Source organism: Thermosipho affectus (assembly GCF_001990485.1).
GTDB classification, from domain to species: Bacteria; Thermotogota; Thermotogae; order Thermotogales; family Fervidobacteriaceae; genus Thermosipho; species Thermosipho affectus.
On sequence record NZ_LBFC01000018.1, the window covers coordinates 120,123 to 141,921 of the forward strand.

Consider the following 21,799-nt stretch of genomic DNA (forward strand, 5'->3'; position numbering starts at 1 on the left):
CCCATCCAAAGGATGGGGTTTTTTAAAGTTCTTTAACTTCTGATATGGGATAATCAATTTCTGAAAGTTTTTCTTTAACCTTTTCAAGGTTATTTGTTTCAATTTCCACGATTTTTTCTTCTAAGTTAATTTTAAAATTTTCTTCACTAATTTCTTCTAAAGCCTTTGAAATCCTCATTACGCAGTGTTCACAAGACATATTTGGTACATTTAAAATGTATTTTCCCATAAAAACACCTCCTTTATTTACAACAAATCAATTCTTAGTTAATGATTTTGAGTATCTTTTTTCGTTGATTTTTGAGGAATTTAATATAACAGTTATAGAACTAAATGCCATTGCAGCTTCTGCTATGGCGGGATGGAGTAACCCCATCATTGCCATTGGTATTGCTATTATATTATAGAAAAACGCCCAGAATAAGTTTTGTTTTATTACACTGAATGTTAACTGTGAAATTTTTATTGCGTCCACTATCTTTGAAATTCCTTCTTTTGTAATTATTATATCTGCGTTATCAATTGCAAGATCCGTACCTGTACCTATTGCTATTCCTACATCTGCACCTTTTAGTGCCGCGGCATCATTCATGCCATCTCCAACCATTAAAACTTTTCCACCTTTTGCTTGGTATTTTCTGATTATATCCAATTTTTCTTGTGGTTTAACTTGTGCATAAATTTTATCAATACCCACCTGTTTTGCGACAATCTCAGCTGTTTTTTCGTTATCTCCTGTGACCATGATAGGTGTAATTCCCATGTTTTTCAACATCTTAACTGCGTTAAGAGAATCAGGCCTTATTGGATCAACAATTGCCAGAAATCCATGTGTTTTGGTGTTGACTTTTACTTCGACAACTGTATATCCTTTTTCCAATATTTTTGAATAATTTGAATAATCTTGTGGTTTTCCCACAAAATATTCTGTGTTATTTACAAAGGCTTTGATACCTTTACCGGGTATTTCTTCAATTTTTTCTATTTTGATGTAGTTATTGGTGAGCTCAGATATTGCTTTTGCAAGGGGATGATTTGAGTTTTTTTCAATGGATGCTATTACTTTCAAGGTTTCCTTATCCAAGTTGTGTTCTATAACTTTTGGATGACCTTCAGTTATTGTTCCAGTCTTATCCATTAATACAAATTTTACGTCTTTCATCGTTTGAATAGCTTCTGCATTTCTAATTAAAAGTCCCCTTTTTGCTGAAAGTCCCGTTCCAGTTATCAATGCCATAGGGGTTGCAAGTCCTAATGCACATGGACATGCAATTACCACTGTTGCAACAAATACAAATATTGCAAAAGAAACAGGGTTGTTGGTGTTTAAAATCCATGGAAGATAATTACTTGCTTTTTCGATAAATGGGTGAAATGTTTCAAAACCAAAATACCAGAATATACCACTAAATATGGCAAGGGAGATAATTACCGGTACAAACCAATTTGTTATTCTATCTGCAAGGGCTTGGATGGGAACTTTTGCACCTTGCGCTTCTTTAATGAGATTTATCATTTGAGAAAGAAATGAATCTTCTCCTACTTTTGTAGCTTTTATCTTTATGGGACTTGTAAGGTTTAAAGAACCACCTATGACTTCATCGTTTTCTCCTTTTTTAGCCGGCATAGATTCTCCAGATATCATAGATTCGTCAATACCAGATTTTCCCGAAATTATTACACCGTCAACAGGAATTCTCTCACCTGGTTTTACTAGGATAATCATTTTTTCTTTAACTGCTTCTATTGGAAGCATGAGTTCTTTGCCTTCAATAATTACTCTTGCCTCTTTTGCTTGAAGTTTTATAAGACTTTTTATTTCTTTTGTGGCTTTATCCCTTAAATAGGATTCTATAAATCTTCCAAGTAAGTGAAAGGATATGATCATACTTCCAATGGCTCCAAAAGAACCTATTTCAAGTCCAAAAAGTGAAAGTATAGATGTTAACCATGCAGTGGTAGCACCAAAAAAGATCAAAGTGTCCATGTTGGTATGTTTATGCGTAAGCGCAATCCACGCGCCTTTTATAGTATCTCTGCCAGCATAAAATGTTACTATACCTCCAAAGATAACTTCTATTAACGTGAAATACGGAATTTCCCTGAAAAACATATTTGTTATCATCAATATGGATAGGGGGATAGTGAGTAAAAGTGATATAAATAGGTTTTTCTTTATTTTTTTGTATCTTTTTTCTTCAACTTCTTCTGGTGATTTATCCGTTATTCCATATCCAACACTTTCAACTATTTTTTTAATCTTTTCTATATCTAAATTTTCTCCCACAACAAATGCCGTGTTTGTTGCAAGGTTTACCGCCGCAAATTTTACATCTTCTGATTTTAGAAGTGCCTTTTCAATTGTACGTGCACAATTTGCACAAGTCATACCCGTTATTGTAAAGGATTTTTTCTCTTCATTTTTCATAGTCTCGCCTCCCACACCCCACCGTAGGGGGTATACTTATATTATACACTTATTTTTTTTTTTGGTCAAATAAAAAGGTGCGTAATACAATTGATAATGGATGGAGTTTGTATCCTAAATAAAATAATAGTGTATTTATTTTGTTAACATATTTGGAGTTTTTAAGATTTACTCGAGTTTGACAAAAAAGTGTGACATACTTTTAATAAGAATGGAAATGAAAGTAAGATTTGTAATAAGTATATTGTAAATGATATAATTTTATACAGGAATAATTTATTTTTGAGGTGATATAATGTCAAAGAAAAGTTCTATTGTTGCAAAGGGAGTAACCTTAATAGGTATTGGTGTGGGGTTTATATTGCTTAAATACTCACCATATTATTTTGTTGCATCAATTATGATTGGAATTGGAGCGGGCTTTCTTATAGGTGCTATTTTAGATAGGGATAATTAATTTTTTTAATAAAAAAATTTTTTTATGTGTATAAATAGTGTAATTTTTCGCAAATAATAATATACACAAGTGTAGTTTGTGTTTTTTGACAAGTGTGTATATAGTACTTTTAGTGAAAAAAGCGGGGTTGGTATAATAAAGTTTGGAGGAAAAACATGTATTTTGTAAGTTCATATGATGTAAATCCAAATGTGATTAAAAAAGAGAAAGGTAAGGTTCTATTACAGTCAAATTATCCATGTGAACATAAAGAATCTTCAAGATTACCTTTATACTTGTACGAATCGAAAAATAAAATAAAGGGTGTGCTTTTATTTATCCATGGGCTTGGAACAAATAATTTAAAGTATTTAAAGTGGTTTCCAAGGAATTTTTCAGAGTTTGGATATAATTCCGCATTAATGGTTTTACCTTATCATTTTGAGAGAACACCTAAAGGTTATAAAAGTGGGCAGTTATTTCTTTCAACAACGGACAATCCAACTCTTAGATCACGTTTTGAACATGCAGTTGTAGATGTATTAACATCTCTAAATTATCTAAAGAAAGTATATGGTAGAGATATATACCTCATGGGATTTAGTTTTGGTGGAATGGTTTCTACAATAGCCGCAAGTTTTGATAGGGACATTAAGGGACTTTCGCTATGTGTAACAGGTGGAAATTTTTATTATATAACTTGGAAAAGTTTCGTAACAAAGGTTTTAAGAGTTCAATACGAGCAAAACAAAGAATGCAATCCGCAAAAATGTGCAGATTATCACGGCAAAGAATTTCTAGAATATATCTCAAATTTAAAAACTCCTGCTATTGAAATAGACTCAGCTCCCATTGCATGTTATGAATATGATCCAATTGTATTTGCGAAATTTGTTACAGCACCGGTTATAATGTTTAAGGCGCTCTTTGATGTGTTTATTCCTAAAAAATCTACTGTTGAACTTTTTAATAGTTTTGGCAGTTTAAAAAAAGAAATACATAGCTTACCAAGTGGACATCTTTCGTCGTATATATTTAGAAAACGCATATTAAAACTTACAATGCGTTTTTTTGAAAATTAAAAAGCCTCTTGATATTCTTTTAAAAGTGATTCTATTAATTCTTTTACAGATGTTATTTTTTCTATTCTATAGGCATTAGCACCGGCAAATGCAAAACCTTCACTTAATATTCCTTTTTTTGCGTTTGTTAAAGCATGTGCAATGCAATACGGTGCTTTTCTAAAGTCGCAGGTTTTAAGACATTTCCACAAGCATTTTATTGGTTTTTTGAATCCATTTGATACTTTTTCAAGAAACTCACTTTTTATAGCTCTACCTGGGAGTCCAACAGGACTATCGATTATTATTAGATCTTCTTTTTTACATTTTATGTAAGCTTCTTTGAATTTTATATCGGCGTCACATTCGTGTGTTGCGACAAATCTTGTAGCCATTTGTACTCCACTTGCTCCCATTTTTATGAATTTATAAATATCTTTTCCCGTGTAAATTCCCCCAGCTGCAATTACCGGTATTTGTTTTCTAAATTTTTGTTCGAAAGGTTTTATTGTAGATATAACTTCTGGAAGAATTTTTTCCAGAGAGTATTTTGGATCATTTATTTGTTCTTTTTTAAAACCAAGATGTCCTCCGGCAAGTGGTCCTTCCACCACTAGTGCGTCTGGTATGTGGTTGTAATGTTTGGACCAGTAGTTGAAAATTGTTTTGGCTGCTCTTGCGGAAGAAACTATAGGTGCAAATTTTGTTTTAATTTTCTCCAAGGATAATTTTGGTAAGTTTAAAGGTAATCCTGCTCCCATGAATACAATATCTATTCCTTCTTGTATAGCGGTTATCAATAATTCATTGAAATCTGAAAGTGCAACCATTATATTTACACCAATTATCCCCTTTGTCATTTTTCTTGCTTTTCTTATTTCCTTTTTTAGTGCTCTTTTATTTGCTTCCTTTTCGTTTGTGTCAAAATCTTCTTCGAACATACCTATCCCGGCAGCTCCAATGACACCAATACCACCTTCGTTTGCCACAGCTGATGCTAGTCCTGATAAGGAAATTCCTACACTCATCCCCCCTTGTATAATTGGGATTTTTGCTTCAAGTTCCCCTATTTTTAGTGTTGGAATTTTATTCATATATATTCCCCCCTTTTTTTAAAGTCAGAATGTTAGAATACTATAACAAAGTTAAAGTAATTAAACTTTACTTTATTCTATCATATTTTTTGGGATACGTAAATGCATATGAAAAAATATGATGGTATAATTTTTAGTGGAGGGATTCTTATGAGAAGATTGTTAAAAAAGATGTTTATAGTATTTTCCAAAATTGTATTGCCGATGTTTTTTGATAAAAAATATTTAAGAGGAAGATGGTTTGAAAATTCAGTTAAGGGATGGAGTTGGGCTTGGAGAAGTGTTTGGTTTCAGAAAATATTGGGATTTAATAGAAATGTTCCATGGCCAGTTTCTCATCAAATAGTTGTAAATAGATCCGAGGATATAGTTTTTGATGTTAACGATTTGAATAATTTCCAGAGATTTGGAAATTATTTTCAAGCTGGTTATGGAAAAATAATAATAGGAAAAGGTACATTAATTGCTCCAAATGTAGGTATAATTACGGGAAATCATAATCCATGTAATTTAGAAAAACATTTACCTGGAAAAGATGTGATAATTGGTGAGAAATGTTGGATAGGAATGAATAAAGACTAAAATATGCGTAACAAAGACTTATATGAAATAGGGTTATTTGTTATTTTCTATATTGTTGCATATTAAATGAGCTTATATAGATAGTGTATTGATAAAGGAAGGGATATAAAGTGAAACGAAACAAAATGCTTGATTTTGTTATAACGAACCTGGAAAAATTAAATGAAAATGAACCAGTATTGGGAAAGGACGAGTATTTTAAGTCAGAAAAGTTAGAATATCCAGAAGTATATGCAATGATCGTATTGAGTTATTATTATCTTTTTAAGAAAGAAAAAGATAATAAGTGGAAGAAAAAAGCTGAAAAATTTATAGATAGATTAATTTCATTGTCTATAAAAGAAGATAATACAATTTGTTGGGGATTACCATATGATTGGGGAGTGACTGAAAAAAATGATGGATTTTTAATTACGACGGTATTTTCTTTACGGGCTTTAGCAAAGTGGAATAGTGAGTTTTCGTATAAATATTCAGATGTTATAGAGAAAGCGATAAATTGGATTTTTGGATTACTTTATTACGATGAAAATATCAAAGAAAATGCCTTTTATTATTCTCCAAAGTTAAAAGAAAATATTTATAACGCTACTTCCCTTGCCTGTGGTATATTGTTAGAATCTGGGCAATATCTTTGGAAAAGGCAAAAAGAAAATTTAATCAGTGTTGTAATGGGATTAATAAAGGTACAAAATAAAAAAGGATTTTGGAAGTATTCAATAAATAATCCTACAGTTGATTTATTACACCAATCATATACATGCGAAGGATTGCTTTTATCGGCATCGCGGTTGAAAAGAGATTTGAAAGAAAAAGTTTTGAAATCAGCGATTAAAGGCGTGGAATTTATGGATAAATACATGTTTAATTCTTATATTGAAACATATTTTTTCAGGTTATTCGATAATGTAGAATTTAATGTAAAATTAAAACATCTTTTGTTTAGAATTTTTTTCAAGAAAAAATTTAGATTATCAAGGGCTTGGAGTTTTGGTGCATTCCTTCGAGTTCATACTTTACTTGAGGCTTTTGGTATCACTCTTCCGATAAAGTTAGAAGAAATATTGAAAACAATTGAGAGTCAACTGTTTCAAAATGGGGACTTTAGATATAATAAACTGGATGATAGTGTATATATTAGGCAGCAAGCACATGTTTGGTATTCACTGGTTAATTATTTATATTTTAGAGATATGGAGGAGAATATGTGTCTGTAAAAAAATCTAGTTCTATTTTGTTTATTTCGAAAGTTATAAAAACTGTATTTGATATAGCTTCAATAATGCTTTTATCTCGATTGTTGTTTGTGTCAGATTACGGTATATACAAGCAACTTATGCTTTCTAGTCAACTAGTTATTAGTATTATGATTTTGGGAGTTCCAAATTCAGCTTTGTATTATTTGTCTAACAAAAGAAAGAAAGAATATTTGGTAAATTTATATTTTACGTTATTTTTTCTTTCGATTTTGGTAATAATAGTTTCTCCGTTTTTGGCAATGTTGTTTGACATGAATTTTAAAGTGGACTTCTTTAGGAAAAATATTTTCATTGTAGCTTTGATTTATTCGTTGGGAATTTTTTCTTCTGCATCTGAAAATATATTGGTTGCTTTAAACAAAATAAAAAGTTTGGTAATTTACACCATTGCGCCTACTGTTTATTGGTTTATTGGGTTGTTATTTTTATTGTTTTACGGCAAGTATACAATATACATGATTTTTGTGCTTTTTATTTTTAGGTATGTTTTAAATATTGTTTTATTGATACTCCCAACTTGGGGAGAAATAAAGTTTGAATATACAAATTTAAAAAGAATTAAAGATATTCTGATTTTTGGTATTCCTATAGGTTTTTCAACAATTTTAGGGATGTTAAATAAGAATGTTGATAAGTTGGTGGTTGGTTATTTTGTCGATAACGTAAATTTCGCTATTTTTTCAAATGGAGCATACGAGATTCCTTTTTCATCCCTTTTAACTTCCTCACTTTTTACTGTTTTGATACCTGAATTAAAGAGATTAAATGACTTAAAAAATATTTCAAGCATAAAAACATTGTGGAATCGTGCGGGAAACGTAATGATTCCAATAATGGTTTCTCTTGCTAGCTCATTAATATTTTTTGCTAAACCTTTTGTGTTGTTTATTTTTTCGGAAAAGTATTTAGCATCTGTTCCATATTTTAGAATTTATCAAACTATACTATATTTTAGAATATACGTATATGGATCCATTTTTGTTGCAACTAAAAATAGTAGGATATTTTTATTTAATGCCATTTATTCGTTGATTTTTAACATTGCAATGGACATATTTTTAATTATGAAAATTGGCCCAATTGGTGCTGTTATTGCAACTGTTTTAACAACGGTATTTTTAGTTATTTTACAGTTAATTAATATAAAAAATATATTAAAAATAAAGTTTTCAGAAACGTTTCCTTGGTTTAATTGGATTAAGTCGATAATTGTATCTTTGATGATAAGCGGTAGTTTATATGTACTTTATGATATTACTTCTAGTGGGGTTTTTGTAGGATTATTATTTATGTTTTTTTCGTTTGTACTTTCGTTTTTTATTTTGTCGTATATGGTAAATAATGAAGTTTTGAATTACATAGTATATGTTTTAAAAAAACTGACAAGTAAATAAGAGGTGAAAATAGTGAAGATTTTTATTATAGGATATACTCATGTAAAAGATGATAAAAGAGTTTTTAAAACAGTTGAATTATTATCAAGAAAACACGAAGTTATTTATCAGTATCTTTCAACTAATAAAGAGGAAAGTTATAGAAAGAACAATATAACTTATATTCCTTTGAAAATTTCAAATACACTTGGGCGAAGAACAAGGTTTGAAAATATCAAGAATTTAGTTAAATTTGATAAAAAAATAATAAACCTTATAAAAAATGTAGAGTATGATATATTATATCTTCACTATTTTTTAGTTATGTTTCCTTTAAAGGCTTTTAAAATAGCAAAAAGGAAGGGTAAGACAGTAGTATATGATGTACATGAATATCATCCAGAAAATCACCTTAAAAATTTCAAAGGGATAAAAAAAACTTTAAAAGAGAATTTTATGTGGTATATTTTGAGAAAACAATTTTTTTTGTCTGATAAATTGATTTTTGTATCTAAAGAAATGCAATTGGACATGTTTAAAAAAACAGATGTTAAAAAACCCTATTTGATAGTACCAAACTATGCTAATATTTTGTTAAAATCAAAAAAAGCAAAAGAGATAGCATTTGTTGGTAAAACACCAAGAAACATTAGATTTGAAAAAGAGATAATAAAGAAACTATTTTCGTTCGGTTTTAGTTTTAAAATTATAGGTATGGATTCAGAATATTTTAAAGATATTCCACATGAGTATACGTCGTTTTTACCTTATGAAAAGATGATGAAAGAATTATCAATGGCTTCATTTTCTTTAATTTCATACAAATCGTTTGGGAGTGAAACAAAGAATTATCAGTATTCTTTTCCTCACAAATTTTTTGACTCTATAGCGGCGAATACACCAGTTATCGTAAATGAGAGGTTTATATCAATGTCTAAGGAAGTAGAAAAACATGGTTTAGGAGTAATAATAAATCCGGAAAATGTGGAAAAGTCCGTGGATAAAATAGTTAATGCATATGAAAATTATGAGGTTATTTTGAAAAATATAGAAAAGTATAAAAAGTTATATGTTTGGGATAAAGAAAAAGAAGAAAATTTTGTTAATTTTGTTACTAAATAAAATGGAGGGTTGATATGGAGTTAATATTTATAGCTCTTGACATTAGAGATGATGCTTCAGCAATTGGACCTTCTATGAAGATAAGGCAACAATGTGAAGCTTTCGAAAATAATGGTTTTAATGTTCATGAGTTAATAGTGAAAAATAATTCTTTGTATATCAGAAATAAGGGAGAGATGAAAAAAATATATGAATTTAGTTATAGAGATATTTTGAAAAGGGAAGAAAATATTATCTTAAGAAAATTAAAGTTTGTTCGTAGGTTGAACCGTATTTTTAATGTTTTGATAAAATATGTAGAAAGTGAAAAAATTGAATTTGCATACGTTAGAAATCTTCTTCCTTGGAATTATCTTTCGATAAAGTTTATAAAGCAATTAAAAAAATTAACAAAATTTGTTATTTTAGATGTCCCTACATATCCTTACAAAAAAGAACTTTCAAAGATTAATTTGGTAATTGATAATATATTTAATAGATTTGTTGGAAAAAATATAAATTTAGTTGTAACTACAGCCGATATTGAGAAAATATATGGAGTGAGAACAATTAAAATAACAAATGGAATAGATGTCAAAAAATATAAACTGAAGAAGAACATAAAAAAAGATGGCGAGTTTCATTTAATAGGTGTAGCAAATGTTTCATTATGGCATGGATATGATAGGGTAATAAACGGTCTTTATGAATATTACAAAAATGATCCGAGAATAAAAGTTATCTTTCATGTTGTAGGAGAAGGAAAAGAACTTAATAATTTAAAAAAATTAACAGAAGAAAAAAAGTTAAATTCATACGTTATATTTCATGGATTTAAAACAGGGGATGAATTAGATAATTTGTATGATATTAGTGATGTAGCAGTAGGTTCGTTGGGATTACATAGAATAGGACTTTTAAAATCCAGTGTTTTGAAGGTAAGAGAGTATTGTGCAAGGGGGATACCTTTTATCATTTCGTCATATGATGAAGACTTTGATAAAGAATTTGAATTTATGTTAAAATTTCCATCCGACGAAACCCCAATAGAGATAGAAGAAATATTAAAGTTTTATGAAAGGATTAAAAGTAAAAACTATAGCCTGTTTATGAGAAAATATGCTGAAGAACATTTAAGTTGGAATAATAAAATGGGAAAATTATTAAAAGAAATAAAATAGTTAAACAAACTCTTGAAGAAATTTATATTTTTCTTCAAGATTTTTTTCAAGAATATAATGTTTTAAGTATAGTTCTTTTGATTTTTTCTTCATTTTGTTAATTTTATTTTGGTTTAAATTTAAGAATGTTTCAATAGCAATACTTAAAGATTCTGGTGTTAAATTCTTAACTAAGATGGCGTTGTAGTTATCTACAGCTATTTCACTTACCCCTCCAACATCTGTGGCTATTATAGGAAGAGATGCAGCACAAGCTTCCATTAGTGCAACCGGTAATCCTTCACTTCTGCTTGGAAGTATAAAACAATCAGCATTTAAAAGCTCTCGTGGTATTTTGTTCCTAGTTAACCATGGGTTTAACTCGACAAACTTTTCTAGTTTGTATTTTTTTATAGATTTTAAATATTTTCTATAATATTTTCCTCTGCCAAATATTTTAAAACGCACATTTTTAATATTCTTTTTGTATACGAGGTTATATATTGCTTTGAGTAATATATCAATTCCCTTTACTGGTATGTAACCGGAAATGGACAAAAATTGTTTTGTATTTGAGTTTTTCTTTGTTTTTTTTTGATTTTCCAATTTATTATAAAAATTAATACTAACTCCTAATCTAAAAACTTTAACTTTTTCTGGAATTAGGGAGTATTTTTTTATCAGAAACTCCTTGTTTTTTTTTGAAACGGTAAGTATAAATTTTGCTTTTTCTAATATTTTTTTTTGTGGGGGATAGATGTAGATATCGGAACCATGTCCTTGGCAAATAAAGTTATTTCCATTTAGTATGTTGATATAGTATGCTATTATTGTGGCTCTAGAAAGCCAATATGAAAAAATTAATTCAGATTTTTCTAATTTGACATTTCTCAATATACTTAATGCCATAAAGTAGGAATATAGATTTCTTAGAAATTCTTTTGGATTCTTATCAAAAACATATTTTAAGCTTTTAATATATTTTTTTCGAGATTTATTTTTGGGAAATAAAAATTCCAAAATTCCTTGGAAAATGTTAAGATAAATTACATTTTGGATATGGTTTTTAGTTTTTGAAAAACTCAAAATTTTTATATTGTCGAAGTTTTTTAGTGCAAATTCCATTTCCTGAGAATTGAATGTTTCGTATTTTTCTGGATATGAATTGGTTAATATGTATATTTTTTTCATATTATCCTCCCGTTAAAAACTTTTCAAATCTATTTGCCAATACGTCCCAGTCTCTGTATTTTTTTATATATTCAATGTTTTGTTTACCAAAAGCTTTTAAGTTGTAGTTTTCAAAGTTTTTTAATGCGCTCTTGAATGATTCGCAATTGTCAAAAAATATTGCTCCTCCTGATTGCTTTAAAAATAAATTCTCTTGGTTAACACTCAAAATTGGTTTTCCACTTGCCATATAGTCCAGTAATTTGTTAGAACTATACGCAGGGTATTTTATATTGTCAAACGATTTTAATGAAAAAAGTAAAATGTCGCTTTTGGTTTTTAATAGATAGGGGATACATTTTTTCGGAATAGGTTCAAAGAAATGAATATTTTTTTCTTTGCCAGCTAATTTTATCAGTTTTGATTTTTCTGAACCGCTACCGACAAAGATAAAGGAGAATTTTTTCTTTATATCTTTTTCGAGTTTTTTTATACATTTGATGACAAATTCAAGATTATTTGAAGGACCATGTGAACCAGTGTATACAATTTTTATGGTATTCTCCTTGATATTTGAAAATAACTTATCAACTTCTTTACACTTTTTAGGATTTTCAAATAAGTAAACCGAAGTCCCATTTGGGATTATTTCAATGGGTACTTTTTTATTTATTTTTAAATTTCTAATATGTTCGTCGATAAAGGGAACAAGCGAGATTATTCCATCTGCTTTTTTGTAATATTTTTTTGCCATATATCTAAACAAAATTGATATAGGATGTTTTTTGGAAATAAGTCCTGATGAGATAAGATCATCTGGCCAAACATCTCGGATTTCAACAAAGAATTTTGCGTTAAATTTTTTTGATAAAACATATCCCAATTTCCAAGAAAAAGGGTGAGGAGATGATGCAATTATAACGTCATATTTTTCAGAAGATAGCCTTTTTAATCCGTTTTGGTAGTAATCATATGAAGATAAGAATCTTTCTACACCATTTCCTTTATATTTTCTAGTTTTAATAACCTTAAATGAAACACCTTCTTTGGAAAAATCACCACCTTTTAATGTGTACCAATCTTTCTTTAAAAGGTGTGAATAACTTCCAACAGCAATTGTTACATTGTGATTTTTTAAACGTTTTGCAAGTTCAAAATGTCTTGTTTCGGCGCCGCTAAATTCTGGTATACTCGCATAGTGGTTTAATATTAGAATATTCATTCTATCACATCCTCTTTAAAGATCAAAAGCTTCAACGTGGTAGTTTTCCTTGATAGTTACAACATAAAATCTAAATTCTTTTTCAAATGCGGCATTTACAAAAACAGTATGGTCATTTTCAAATTTTCCAAAGGATTCATGAATATGCCCAAAACAGTGAAGGATAGGTTTTTTCCACGAAACAAAATTTTTAATAGCAATACTTCCAAAGTTTTTCCCACGTGCATTATCTAGTATTCCATGAGGTGGAGCATGCGTTATAAAAATGAAAGGTTCTTCTGTATCAACCTCTCTTAAATCTTCCCATATGGTTTCTTCTGATACTTCTCTGTATGTTCCAAAACTTGTTGGAGGAACTTTGTCGTAAGCAAAAATATTTAATCCGTTTAATTTCATTTTTCCCCTTAGCATTCTTTCTCCATTGTAATCAAAAAGATCATCGTTTCCCAAAATAAAATATCCGTTGATTTCATCCATAAGGGGTAAAAATACATTTTCAAACCATTCTTTCTGGACTTTTTTTCTGTCTTCTCCGTAATTAATAATTTTGGGTGTTATGTCACCACAAACTATTGTTAAGTCAAAACATTTCCCGATTATCTTTAGTTTTTCCACGGCTATATATGAGCCGTGTATATCTGCTGTGAGAAGTATATTCATAATATCCCCTCTTTTGTAATATATATATCTCTTTAGATGTATTTTCATTAACTTTGATTATCAAAAAGAATTTTTAAAATGTCTTTTCTTGAATTTCCAGTACCATATATATCTTTGGGGTAAATTGTTTTTGTTTCTTCAAATGTTTTTTCATACAAGTTATTTTCGTTTGCAAGTTTGTTCCAGCCAAATTCTACTAACTCTCGCCATCCTGTATCAGGCATTAAGACTATTGCTTGCTTTTTTGCAAAATAAGCTTCTTTCTGCAATCCTCCACTGTCGGTTATTATTTTCCATGAATTTTTTACTAGACCCATTAAATTTAGATAATCTAACGGTTGGATAATTGTTATATTTTCTAAATAATTTTCAAGACCAAACTCGACAATTCTTTTTTTTGTCCGCGGATGTATAGGAAAGATTATTTGTCTTTCTTTTGCTATTTTGTTTAAACTTTCAAGTATTTTTTTTAGTTTTTCTCTGTTATCAACATTAAAATCTCTGTGAAGTGTTAAAACAATGAATTCGCTTTCTTTTAGTTTCAGTTCGTTAAGTATTTCGTCTTTAAATTTTGGTTCCATTATTTTGTACAAATCGTACATAATATCCCCAACAAAATGAACACCGTTTGTTATGTTTTCTTTTTTTAAGTTTTCAACTGCAAGCTTACTTGAACAAAATAAGTATTTCGATATTCTATCGGTCAATACTCTGTTGATTTCTTCAGGCATATCCTTTGGTTCTTGTCTTATACCTGCTTCAATATGTGCTATAGGTATTTTTAATTTTGCACCTACTATTGCTCCTGCAAGTGTAGTATTAGTATCTCCATAAACAAGGATAACGTCTGGTTTTTCATTGATAACCACTTTTTCAAATTCAATCATTATTTTTCCCGTCATTTCTCCATGATTTCCAGAACCTACATTTAAGTAATAATCTGGATTTTTAATATCTAATTCTTTAAAAAAAACATCTGACATATTAAAATTATAATGTTGTCCAGAGTGAACTAGTATTTCCTTTATTTTATACTTTTTCAATTCTTTGTGTATAATTGCTTCTTTTATAAACTGTGGTCTTGCTCCAACTAATGAGATTATTTTCATAGCAATTCTCCTTTCTACTGTGCTAGAAAAATTATATCATATCCTTATTTTTGGTTTAAAAAGAGGACTTTGAGAAAAGAAAGGATACCGGTAAATATGAGTAAAGAAGTATGCAAAATCTTAAAGAGATGCAAATAAAATATAAGTCTATGTACAGAGAAGATATGGAAAAGAAAAAGCATAAAATTTTTAAACAACAAACGAGAAATGAGCTATATTATTTTATAGTTTTATTTCTTCCTTGTTTTTTGGCTTTGTATAGCTTATTATCTGTTTCATTTAAAAGCTCTTTAATTGTGTTGTATTCGTTTATATTTCCCACACCTATACTTATTGTAAGTTTAATGTTTTCCGGAAATTCCGTGTTTTCCACTTTTTTTCTCAATTTTTCTGCTATATTATAAGCGCCTTGTAAGTCTGTTTCTGGAAGAATTATTAAAAATTCCTCTCCTCCCCATCTAGATGGTATATCGGTTTTTCTTAATGTATTTTTGAATATATTTGCAAGTTTTTCTAAAACTTTGTCTCCAACAAGGTGACCATATGTATCGTTGATATTCTTGAATTTATCTATATCTATCAGCAGAATAGAAAAAGTTTTTCCATATTTTTGGAAATTATAGTATACTCTATTTAATTCTTCGTCTGTTTTATGTCTGTTGTATAACCCTGTTAGTTTGTCTTTAATTGATAATTCTTTAAGTTTTTCGTTTAGCTGTGAAAGTTCTATATTTTTCTTGTAAAGTTCAGTTTGTGTTATCTTTTCAATTTCGTTTGCGATAATTCCTATTTCGTTATTTGGATAATCTGTTTTTTTTAGTTTTCTATTATTTGTTATATTAATAACGTTTTCTTTTAAAGAGATAAGTGGATTGATAATCTTTTTTCTTGCAATAGAACTTATCCACATTCCCATGAATATAGATGTTATTATTACAAAAGAAAATGCAAAAAGAATTTTTAAGAAAATTTTTAGAAGAATTTCTCTTTTATCAACAGCAGTAATAACAGTCCAACCTACGGTTGGGAGATTTGTGTAATAGGCTATTTTATTTTGGTTTTTGAATTTATATTCGAAATTTCCAAATGCATATGAGAATTTTATGTCCTTATTTGTTAAATCATTAAACTTTTTAAAAAGAAGAGATTTTTTTGGATGGAAAATAATTATTCCATCTTTAATTATATAGCTATACAGACTTTTGAATTTTTCATCTTTTTTATTTATAAGTTGATTTATTTGGTCTAAGTTGGTATCTATTGATATTACTCCAGAGATCTTTTTGTTGTGATATAATGCTTTACTAATGGATATCAACCATTCACCTGTTTTTATCTCTTTATATGGTATTCCTTTTGAAGTATTTGGAGCGTTGATAACAGCTTCCACATACCAAGGCCTTATTCTTGGATCAAATCCTATAGGTGGAGTATAACCATTTATGATTAGACTGCCATCTGAATAACCAGAATATATGTAATTTATATTTTTATCTTCTTCTTGTACTTTTTTGTATAAATATTGTACCTTTTTTTTAGATATATCGTCTTTTGGATATTTTATTTCATCGATTTCACTCAATGTATTTAATAAAATTAAAAATTTTTGAAAATAACCTTCGATGTAATTTGAAATTGCACTATTTTTTTGCATTATTATTCTCTTTGTATAGGAAAATTCCGAATCAAATAGAATGATGACAATGAATATTCCAAAAATTAATGTTATAATAACACTTAAAATAACGGAAAAAAAGAAAAAGTCCCTTTTTATACTTTTCGACATTTTTATCCCCTTTATATAAATTTTTTCTAATTATATCATTCTTTAACAGAGCCTGCAAGTAAACCACGGATAAAATATTTTCCTAGTAATACGTATATAATTATGGTAGGAAGTGCCGTGATTATTGCACCAGCCATTTGCACATTCCATTCTACTACTTGACTTCCAGCTAAGTTAACTAATGCTACGGTAATAGGTTGCTTTGCGGGATTGCTTGTGACTGTTACTGCAAAGAGAAATTCATTCCATATACTGGTAAATTGCCAGATTATTACTACAACAAATGCTGGAATTGAAATGGGAAAAAGTACTTTTGAATAAGTTTTAAAAAATCCTGCACCGTCCATGTATGCAGCTTCTACTAGTTCATTTGGAACTTCGCTGTAATAATTTCTAAATATTAATGTAGTAATGGGAATACCGTATACTATGTGGACTATTATAAGTCCTGTAATTGTTCCATAGAGATTGATTTTTTGCAAGAAACGAATTAGAGGAAATAACACGCTTTGATATGGAATAAACATTCCAAATAATATAAGTGCAAATACTATATTTGCCCCTTTAAATCTAACTTTTGAAAACACATAACCATTTATCGAACCGATAAACGCGGATATTATAGTTGCGGGTATAGTAAGATAAAAACTGTTTTTTAAATTAGGTAACAACTTTTGAAAAGCCTTTATTATTCCTCTTAATGACCAATGTTGCGGTAAATTCCACATATCAGAGACACCTATTTCATTAAGTGGTTTAAATGTAGTGGCAAGTAGAACGTAAAGTGGTGTTATTATGTAAATTGCGATAATTACTAGGAAAAAATATGAGAAGAACTTTTTCATCTTTTTTCACCTCGCAAGTTTGTAACAAGGTATGGAATAATAACAACTGCTACAAACAAAAGCATTATTATTGCTATTGCAGAGCCCAATGCGTATCGGTTACTTCTAAACGTAAGTTCAAACATATAAATTGCAGGAACGTCTGTGACAAAATTAGGGCCACTTCCCGTCATGGCAAACACTAGATCAAATATTTTAAGGGATATATGTCCAAGAATAATAAAAGCACTGAGTGTAATTGGTGTTAAAAGAGGCATTTTAACTTTCCAGAAGATTTTCCACTCTGATGCACCATCTACCTTTGCAGCTTCTATAATATCGTTTGGAATACCTCTTAATCCCGCAAGGTACATGGCCATTGTATATCCAGAAAGTTGCCACATTGCAGCTATTATCACTGGAATTAACGCAACGTTAAATTTACCTATAGTTTGAGTGCTTGTATACCATCCCCACATTAATTTATCAAGTCCCAATTTGTGTAAGAGAAGGTTTAGCCCTTGGGGATTTGATGGGATATTTCCAGGTGCAAAAATCCAACTCCAAACCGTTCCGGTAACAACAAATGAAATAGCCATTGGAAATAAAAATAGATTTTGGAACCATCTAGAACCTTTAAGCCCTTTATCTACCAGTATGGCCATGATTATACCAAGACTTATTGTACCAAAGAGAAAAAATATTGTAAAAAACAATGTATTCCATAAATCCGTTTGAAACCTGCTATCTTGAAATAGTCTTATGTAATTTCTAAGTCCTACAAATTTGTATTGACCTCTTAGTAGTGCGGAAAAACTATTCCAATTTGAAAAAGAAGTTCTAGCAGTCCAACTAATAAAGCCATATACGAAAATCGCTATAGCGATAATAGAAGGCAAAATAACAAAAATGCCAATTAGTAAGTTTTTCTTTTTCACGATTTTCACCTCAAAAAAGCGGGGCTTTATGCCCCGTTAATCTGTTACGTATCCATTATCTTCTGCTATCCACAAAATTTCTTTAAAGGTTTTTTCGACATTTTGCTTGGTTACAAAGATATTAATAGCATCCATTAATGCTGTTACGAAAGCCTCAGGAGCAGCAGAACCATGAATAATGGAAGGTGTAATTGCCTTTGTTGAAAAATCGTCCATAGACCATTTTAGATAAACATCGTATTTTGATTTATCTGCATCAATTCTTGCTGGGATAGAGCCTTTAATAGGATTGAAAGTATCTTGTGCTTCAACAGATGCTAGTAATTTTATCCATTTAATTGCATTTTCTCTGTGTGGTGCATTTTTTGGAAGGCCAAATGTGTCGGAGACGAGCATAAATGCATTTTGAGTGTCTGGAAGTGCAAACCATCCAAAATCCTCACCTGGTTTCCAATTCAATGTTTTAAGATAGCCTTCGGCCCAGTCTCCCATCATATTACAGAAAGCTTTTCCTTCAAAGAGCATTCTTGTGGCGTCTTGCCATGTTAACGCGGAGTGATCAGAGTTTACGTATTTTAGTACATCTTTAAATATTAACAGGGCTTGTCTTATATCTGGATCGTTGAATGATGCTTTTCCCTTCCACAAGTTATTGTACTTTTCAGGACCAAGTTGTGATAACATAATACTTTCAAATAAGTGAAGGGACGTCCATTTGTTCTTATCTCCCAATGAGATTCCAACGTATCCCATCTTTTGCGCTTTGTCAAGATATGACAAGAATTCAGGCCAGGTTGCAGGTGCTTTTTTCATACCGATTTTTTTGGCAATTTCTTTGTTGTAAAATACAACATTTGCTCTGTGGACATTTACTGGAACAGAATATATTTCTCCTTTGTAGCTTACAATGTCTATTAAATCTTTTGGGAATTTGTCGTATGCGCCTATCTCCTTTAAAATCCAAGTTATTGGTTCCATAAGGCCTGGGATTACATATGTATCTGTAAGCTCCATACCGGCGTGTACTTGGAAAGAATCAGGAGGGTTTTTACCGAGCATTCTTGTTTTAAGAACTGCTTTTGCATTTGTACCAGCGCCCCCTGCAACTGCAGCGTTTATTATTTTTATATCTGGGTAATATTTGTGGAAAAGGTTAAATAAAGCCTGTAACCCTTCAGCTTCTCCTCCGCCTGTCCACCAGCTAAATACTTCTAAGATATTTTCTTGTGAAAATACACTTAAAGATAATAAAATCGATAAAAATAATATAACAAATTTTTTCATACTTCCACCTCCTTTTTAGTGTCTTAAGTTTATTTTAACATTCAGTGTCAAAAAGTAATTCTGGTGTAAAAAGAAGAATTTGTTTAATTTTTGGTATTAATTGAATATAGTTAGTGGTATTTAGTAAAAATAATTTTATGGTAAAATAATGTAAAGGAGGGATATTGTGGCTTTCATATTTTTTAATATTTTTGTGGCGGCGCTAATTGCTACATCTATAGCTCCTTTGATGCCGATATTTCAGGAAAAATTCGGTATCTCCATTTTTTTGTCGTCGTTTATTCCAGTTTTAAATACAATTGGAAGTATTACTTTTTCGTTTGTTTCGTCTTTTTTAATAAATAAAATCGGTATAAAAAGGTTAAATATAATATCTTACGGTTTTGTTTTCTTTTCTTTGGTTTCGTTAGCTTTTTTTAAAAGTTTGGAAATGTCTTTATTTTCATTTTTTTTGCTTGGGGCGGGAAATTCTATTTTATTTACAACTTCTACTACTCTTTTAACACATTTGGAAAATCCAAAATTTGGTTTTCTACATGGTTTTTTCGGACTTGGTGGAATACTTTCGCCTATTATAATTTCAATGTTATTAAGATTTAATATTTCATATCGCTTCTTGTACATATTGTATTCTTTACTTGTTATTTTATTATTTATTTGGAATTTTCTTAAAGAAATCCCCTTTTTACAAAGGGAAACTACAGTAACTAAGACAATTTTTAAACCTATATTTTTGATTTCTATATTATCTTTTTTGGTTTATGCGGGGAGTGAGATAAGTACGGTAACATGGGCATCTAACTTGTTTTTAAGTTTTGGATATTCGAAAGAAAAAGCATCGTTATTTTTGGGTATATTTTGGTTTTTGTTTACGCTATCAAGATTTATGATGGAGTTTTTTCTGAAACTATTTAATGAGAGGAAATTGATTTCTTTGTTTTCCGTTTTTTCTGCGCTTTTTCTTTTATTTACATTGTTGTTTAAAATGTACTTTTTCTTTTTCTTGTTTGGATTTTCAATGGGATGTATTTTTCCTCTTATACAGAGAAGGGCAAATATGAGTTTACAAAAAGAAGAAGTAGGTTTTTTAAATGGTGTTACATATGCCACAACGGGTATAGGTTCACTTTTATTTGTTTCATTAATGGGATATATTTCAAACTATAGTATTAGTAGTATGTTTGTTTTACCTGTTTTTGGTCTTTTAGTTGTTGCTATAATACAGCTTAAGGGGTGATAAAAAGTGAAATTGGCCATAGTCTTTGGAACAAGACCTGAGGTTATAAAGGTAGCAACGGTTTACTTGAAGGCAAAAGAAATGGGAATAGATGTAAAGATGATTGCAACTGCGCAACATAGAGAAATGATGGATATGATGTTAGGTGTTTTTGGAATTTCCCCCGATTATGATATGAACATTATGAAAAAAAATCAATCTTTAAACCATATATCATCGGCTGTGTTTTTAAAGTTAGATGAAATAATACAAAAAGAAAGATTTGACTGGTTATTTGTTCAAGGAGATACCACCACCGCTATGACAAGTGCGCTTTGTGCATTTAATAGAGGGGTAAAAGTAGGTCATATTGAGGCTGGTTTAAGAAGTGGTAATTTAAAGGATCCGTTTCCAGAGGAAATGAATAGGCGTGTAATTGATCAAGTATCTGATTTAATGTTTGCACCTACAAAAATGTCGTGTGAAAATTTAAAAAAAGAGGGACATGAGGAGAAAAGAATTGTAATTACGGGTAATACGGTGGTAGATGCACTATTTTACATAAGGGATAAATTTGATCTAAAAGTTATTAGAGAAAGTATAGTAAAAGAAGAGGATTATATTCTTGTGACTCTACATAGAAGAGAAAATTGGGGAGAGAAAATGTCAAACATTTTGAAAGGGATAAAGAGATTTTCAAAGGAAACGGGTAAAAAAATAGTATTTCCCGTGCATTTAAATCCTAAAGTAAGAAAAGTAGTTTTTGAAGAATTGGAAGGTTTTGAAAATGCATTATTAATAGACCCTGTAAATTACGTTGAATTTTTAAGCCTCTTATCTAGTGCTGCAATTGTTGCATCTGACAGTGGTGGGGTACAAGAAGAGGCACCAAGTTTTGGAAAATTTGTGGTTGTTTGTAGAAATACAACTGAAAGGCCAGAGCTTATAAGAGAAGGTTATGGAATATTGGCAGGGACATCTGAAGAGGGAGTGTATAAAGCGTTGATCAAAGGAATTGAAGAAAAATTAGATGGGAAGAATCCGTTTGGTGACGGAAAGGCATCTGAAAGAATAATATCTTACATTTTGGAGTGAA

The 21,799-nt window shown here is 29.9% G+C and carries 20 protein-coding genes; 9 read left to right on the top strand and 11 right to left on the bottom strand.

All coding sequences use genetic code 11. The features are described 5' to 3' along the window. Positions 1 to 22: 22 nt before the first annotated feature. Positions 23 to 229 carry a heavy-metal-associated domain-containing protein gene (locus XJ44_RS04895; protein ID WP_077198263.1) on the bottom strand — a complete coding sequence of 69 codons (207 nt, stop codon included), beginning with the start codon at positions 227 to 229 and terminating at the stop codon, positions 23 to 25. A 27-nt stretch (positions 230 to 256) separates the two neighbouring features. Continuing rightward, positions 257 to 2,428 carry a heavy metal translocating P-type ATPase gene (locus XJ44_RS04900; protein ID WP_077198264.1) on the bottom strand — a complete coding sequence of 724 codons (2,172 nt, stop codon included), beginning with the start codon at positions 2,426 to 2,428 and terminating at the stop codon, positions 257 to 259. Between the two features lie 295 nt (positions 2,429 to 2,723). Here XJ44_RS04900 and XJ44_RS04905 point away from each other — a divergent pair, with 295 nt between their 5' ends. Both XJ44_RS04905 and XJ44_RS04910 read left to right on the top strand, forming a co-directional pair. Continuing rightward, positions 2,724 to 2,885, top strand: a complete 162-nt coding sequence (locus tag XJ44_RS04905) for a multidrug transporter (protein ID WP_075665894.1) — start codon at positions 2,724 to 2,726, stop codon at positions 2,883 to 2,885. 155 nt (positions 2,886 to 3,040) lie between these two features. After that, on the top strand, positions 3,041 to 3,946 hold the full coding sequence (locus tag XJ44_RS04910; protein ID WP_075665895.1) for an alpha/beta hydrolase: 906 nt from the start codon (positions 3,041 to 3,043) through the stop codon (positions 3,944 to 3,946). On the opposite strand, the gene XJ44_RS04915 is transcribed toward XJ44_RS04910, so the two are convergent. Further along, positions 3,943 to 5,019 carry an NAD(P)H-dependent flavin oxidoreductase gene (locus XJ44_RS04915; protein WP_077198265.1) on the bottom strand — a complete coding sequence of 359 codons (1,077 nt, stop codon included), beginning with the start codon at positions 5,017 to 5,019 and terminating at the stop codon, positions 3,943 to 3,945. The genes XJ44_RS04910 and XJ44_RS04915 overlap by 4 nt on opposite strands. Positions 5,020 to 5,169: 150 nt before the next feature. Here XJ44_RS04915 and XJ44_RS04920 point away from each other — a divergent pair, with 150 nt between their 5' ends. The 5 genes from XJ44_RS04920 to XJ44_RS04940 all read left to right on the top strand — a co-directional run bounded on the left by XJ44_RS04920 (position 5,170) and on the right by XJ44_RS04940 (position 10,515). Further along, positions 5,170 to 5,601, top strand: coding sequence for an LbetaH domain-containing protein (locus XJ44_RS04920; protein WP_077198266.1), 432 nt, complete (start codon positions 5,170 to 5,172; stop codon positions 5,599 to 5,601). A 110-nt stretch (positions 5,602 to 5,711) separates the two neighbouring features. Beyond that, positions 5,712 to 6,818, top strand: coding sequence for a hypothetical protein (locus tag XJ44_RS04925; protein ID WP_077198267.1), 1,107 nt, complete (start codon positions 5,712 to 5,714; stop codon positions 6,816 to 6,818). Continuing rightward, positions 6,809 to 8,254, top strand: coding sequence for an oligosaccharide flippase family protein (locus XJ44_RS04930; protein ID WP_077198268.1), 1,446 nt, complete (start codon positions 6,809 to 6,811; stop codon positions 8,252 to 8,254). Before XJ44_RS04925 ends, XJ44_RS04930 begins: the two co-directional genes overlap by 10 nt. Positions 8,255 to 8,266: 12 nt before the next feature. Continuing rightward, positions 8,267 to 9,355 carry a glycosyltransferase gene (locus XJ44_RS04935; RefSeq protein WP_077198269.1) on the top strand — a complete coding sequence of 363 codons (1,089 nt, stop codon included), beginning with the start codon at positions 8,267 to 8,269 and terminating at the stop codon, positions 9,353 to 9,355. Positions 9,356 to 9,369: 14 nt separating this feature from the next. Continuing rightward, positions 9,370 to 10,515, top strand: coding sequence for a glycosyltransferase (locus XJ44_RS04940; protein ID WP_084758770.1), 1,146 nt, complete (start codon positions 9,370 to 9,372; stop codon positions 10,513 to 10,515). Here the strand turns inward: XJ44_RS04940 and XJ44_RS04945 are convergent, their stop codons facing one another. The 8 genes from XJ44_RS04945 to XJ44_RS04980 form a co-directional block, all read right to left on the bottom strand. Further along, positions 10,516 to 11,685: a glycosyltransferase family 4 protein gene (locus tag XJ44_RS04945; protein WP_077198270.1), complete on the bottom strand. Its 1,170-nt coding sequence runs from the start codon at positions 11,683 to 11,685 to the stop codon at positions 10,516 to 10,518. A 1-nt stretch (position 11,686) separates the two neighbouring features. Next, entirely contained in the window at positions 11,687 to 12,886 is a 1,200-nt protein-coding gene (locus XJ44_RS04950) for a glycosyltransferase family 4 protein (RefSeq protein ID WP_077198271.1), read from the bottom strand. 15 nt (positions 12,887 to 12,901) lie between these two features. Further along, complete coding sequence (locus XJ44_RS04955; RefSeq protein ID WP_077198272.1) at positions 12,902 to 13,546, bottom strand: metallophosphoesterase family protein; 645 nt, start codon at positions 13,544 to 13,546, stop codon at positions 12,902 to 12,904. Positions 13,547 to 13,593: 47 nt separating this feature from the next. Next, positions 13,594 to 14,655, bottom strand: coding sequence for a non-hydrolyzing UDP-N-acetylglucosamine 2-epimerase (gene wecB, locus XJ44_RS04960; RefSeq protein ID WP_077198273.1), 1,062 nt, complete (start codon positions 14,653 to 14,655; stop codon positions 13,594 to 13,596). A gap of 217 nt (positions 14,656 to 14,872) precedes the next feature. Beyond that, a complete protein-coding gene (locus XJ44_RS04965; protein WP_077198274.1) occupies positions 14,873 to 16,441 on the bottom strand; it encodes a sensor domain-containing diguanylate cyclase in 1,569 nt (522 codons plus the stop codon). 35 nt (positions 16,442 to 16,476) lie between these two features. Next, a complete protein-coding gene (locus XJ44_RS04970; RefSeq protein ID WP_077198275.1) occupies positions 16,477 to 17,286 on the bottom strand; it encodes a carbohydrate ABC transporter permease in 810 nt (269 codons plus the stop codon). Further along, positions 17,283 to 18,203, bottom strand: coding sequence for a carbohydrate ABC transporter permease (locus tag XJ44_RS04975; protein WP_075665907.1), 921 nt, complete (start codon positions 18,201 to 18,203; stop codon positions 17,283 to 17,285). The genes XJ44_RS04970 and XJ44_RS04975 overlap by 4 nt, the downstream gene beginning before the upstream one ends. Positions 18,204 to 18,239: 36 nt before the next feature. Beyond that, positions 18,240 to 19,487: an ABC transporter substrate-binding protein gene (locus XJ44_RS04980; protein WP_077198276.1), complete on the bottom strand. Its 1,248-nt coding sequence runs from the start codon at positions 19,485 to 19,487 to the stop codon at positions 18,240 to 18,242. Positions 19,488 to 19,653: 166 nt separating this feature from the next. Between XJ44_RS04980 and XJ44_RS04985 the strand changes: the two genes are divergently transcribed. Then, a complete protein-coding gene (locus XJ44_RS04985; RefSeq protein WP_075665909.1) occupies positions 19,654 to 20,724 on the top strand; it encodes an MFS transporter in 1,071 nt (356 codons plus the stop codon). A 6-nt stretch (positions 20,725 to 20,730) separates the two neighbouring features. Beyond that, complete coding sequence (gene wecB / locus XJ44_RS04990) at positions 20,731 to 21,798, top strand: non-hydrolyzing UDP-N-acetylglucosamine 2-epimerase (protein ID WP_075665910.1); 1,068 nt, start codon at positions 20,731 to 20,733, stop codon at positions 21,796 to 21,798. Position 21,799 lies beyond the last annotated feature (1 nt).

Bases quoted from the DNA above. Each gene is read 5' to 3' on its own strand.
- XJ44_RS04905 (WP_075665894.1), top strand. From the start codon at position 2,724: ATGTCAAAGAAAAGTTCTATTGTTGCAAAGGGAGTAACCTTAATAGGT.
- XJ44_RS04915 (WP_077198265.1), bottom strand. From the start codon at position 5,019: ATGAATAAAATTCCAACACTAAAAATAGGGGAACTTGAAGCAAAAATC.
- XJ44_RS04910 (WP_075665895.1), top strand. From the start codon at position 3,041: ATGTATTTTGTAAGTTCATATGATGTAAATCCAAATGTGATTAAAAAA.
- XJ44_RS04895 (WP_077198263.1), bottom strand. From the start codon at position 229: ATGGGAAAATACATTTTAAATGTACCAAATATGTCTTGTGAACACTGC.
- wecB (WP_077198273.1), bottom strand. From the start codon at position 14,655: ATGAAAATAATCTCATTAGTTGGAGCAAGACCACAGTTTATAAAAGAA.
- XJ44_RS04955 (WP_077198272.1), bottom strand. From the start codon at position 13,546: ATGAATATACTTCTCACAGCAGATATACACGGCTCATATATAGCCGTG.
- XJ44_RS04980 (WP_077198276.1), bottom strand. From the start codon at position 19,487: ATGAAAAAATTTGTTATATTATTTTTATCGATTTTATTATCTTTAAGT.
- XJ44_RS04945 (WP_077198270.1), bottom strand. From the start codon at position 11,685: ATGAAAAAAATATACATATTAACCAATTCATATCCAGAAAAATACGAA.
- XJ44_RS04940 (WP_084758770.1), top strand. From the start codon at position 9,370: ATGGAGTTAATATTTATAGCTCTTGACATTAGAGATGATGCTTCAGCA.
- XJ44_RS04920 (WP_077198266.1), top strand. From the start codon at position 5,170: ATGAGAAGATTGTTAAAAAAGATGTTTATAGTATTTTCCAAAATTGTA.
- XJ44_RS04970 (WP_077198275.1), bottom strand. From the start codon at position 17,286: ATGAAAAAGTTCTTCTCATATTTTTTCCTAGTAATTATCGCAATTTAC.
- XJ44_RS04900 (WP_077198264.1), bottom strand. From the start codon at position 2,428: ATGAAAAATGAAGAGAAAAAATCCTTTACAATAACGGGTATGACTTGT.
- XJ44_RS04965 (WP_077198274.1), bottom strand. From the start codon at position 16,441: ATGTCGAAAAGTATAAAAAGGGACTTTTTCTTTTTTTCCGTTATTTTA.
- XJ44_RS04950 (WP_077198271.1), bottom strand. From the start codon at position 12,886: ATGAATATTCTAATATTAAACCACTATGCGAGTATACCAGAATTTAGC.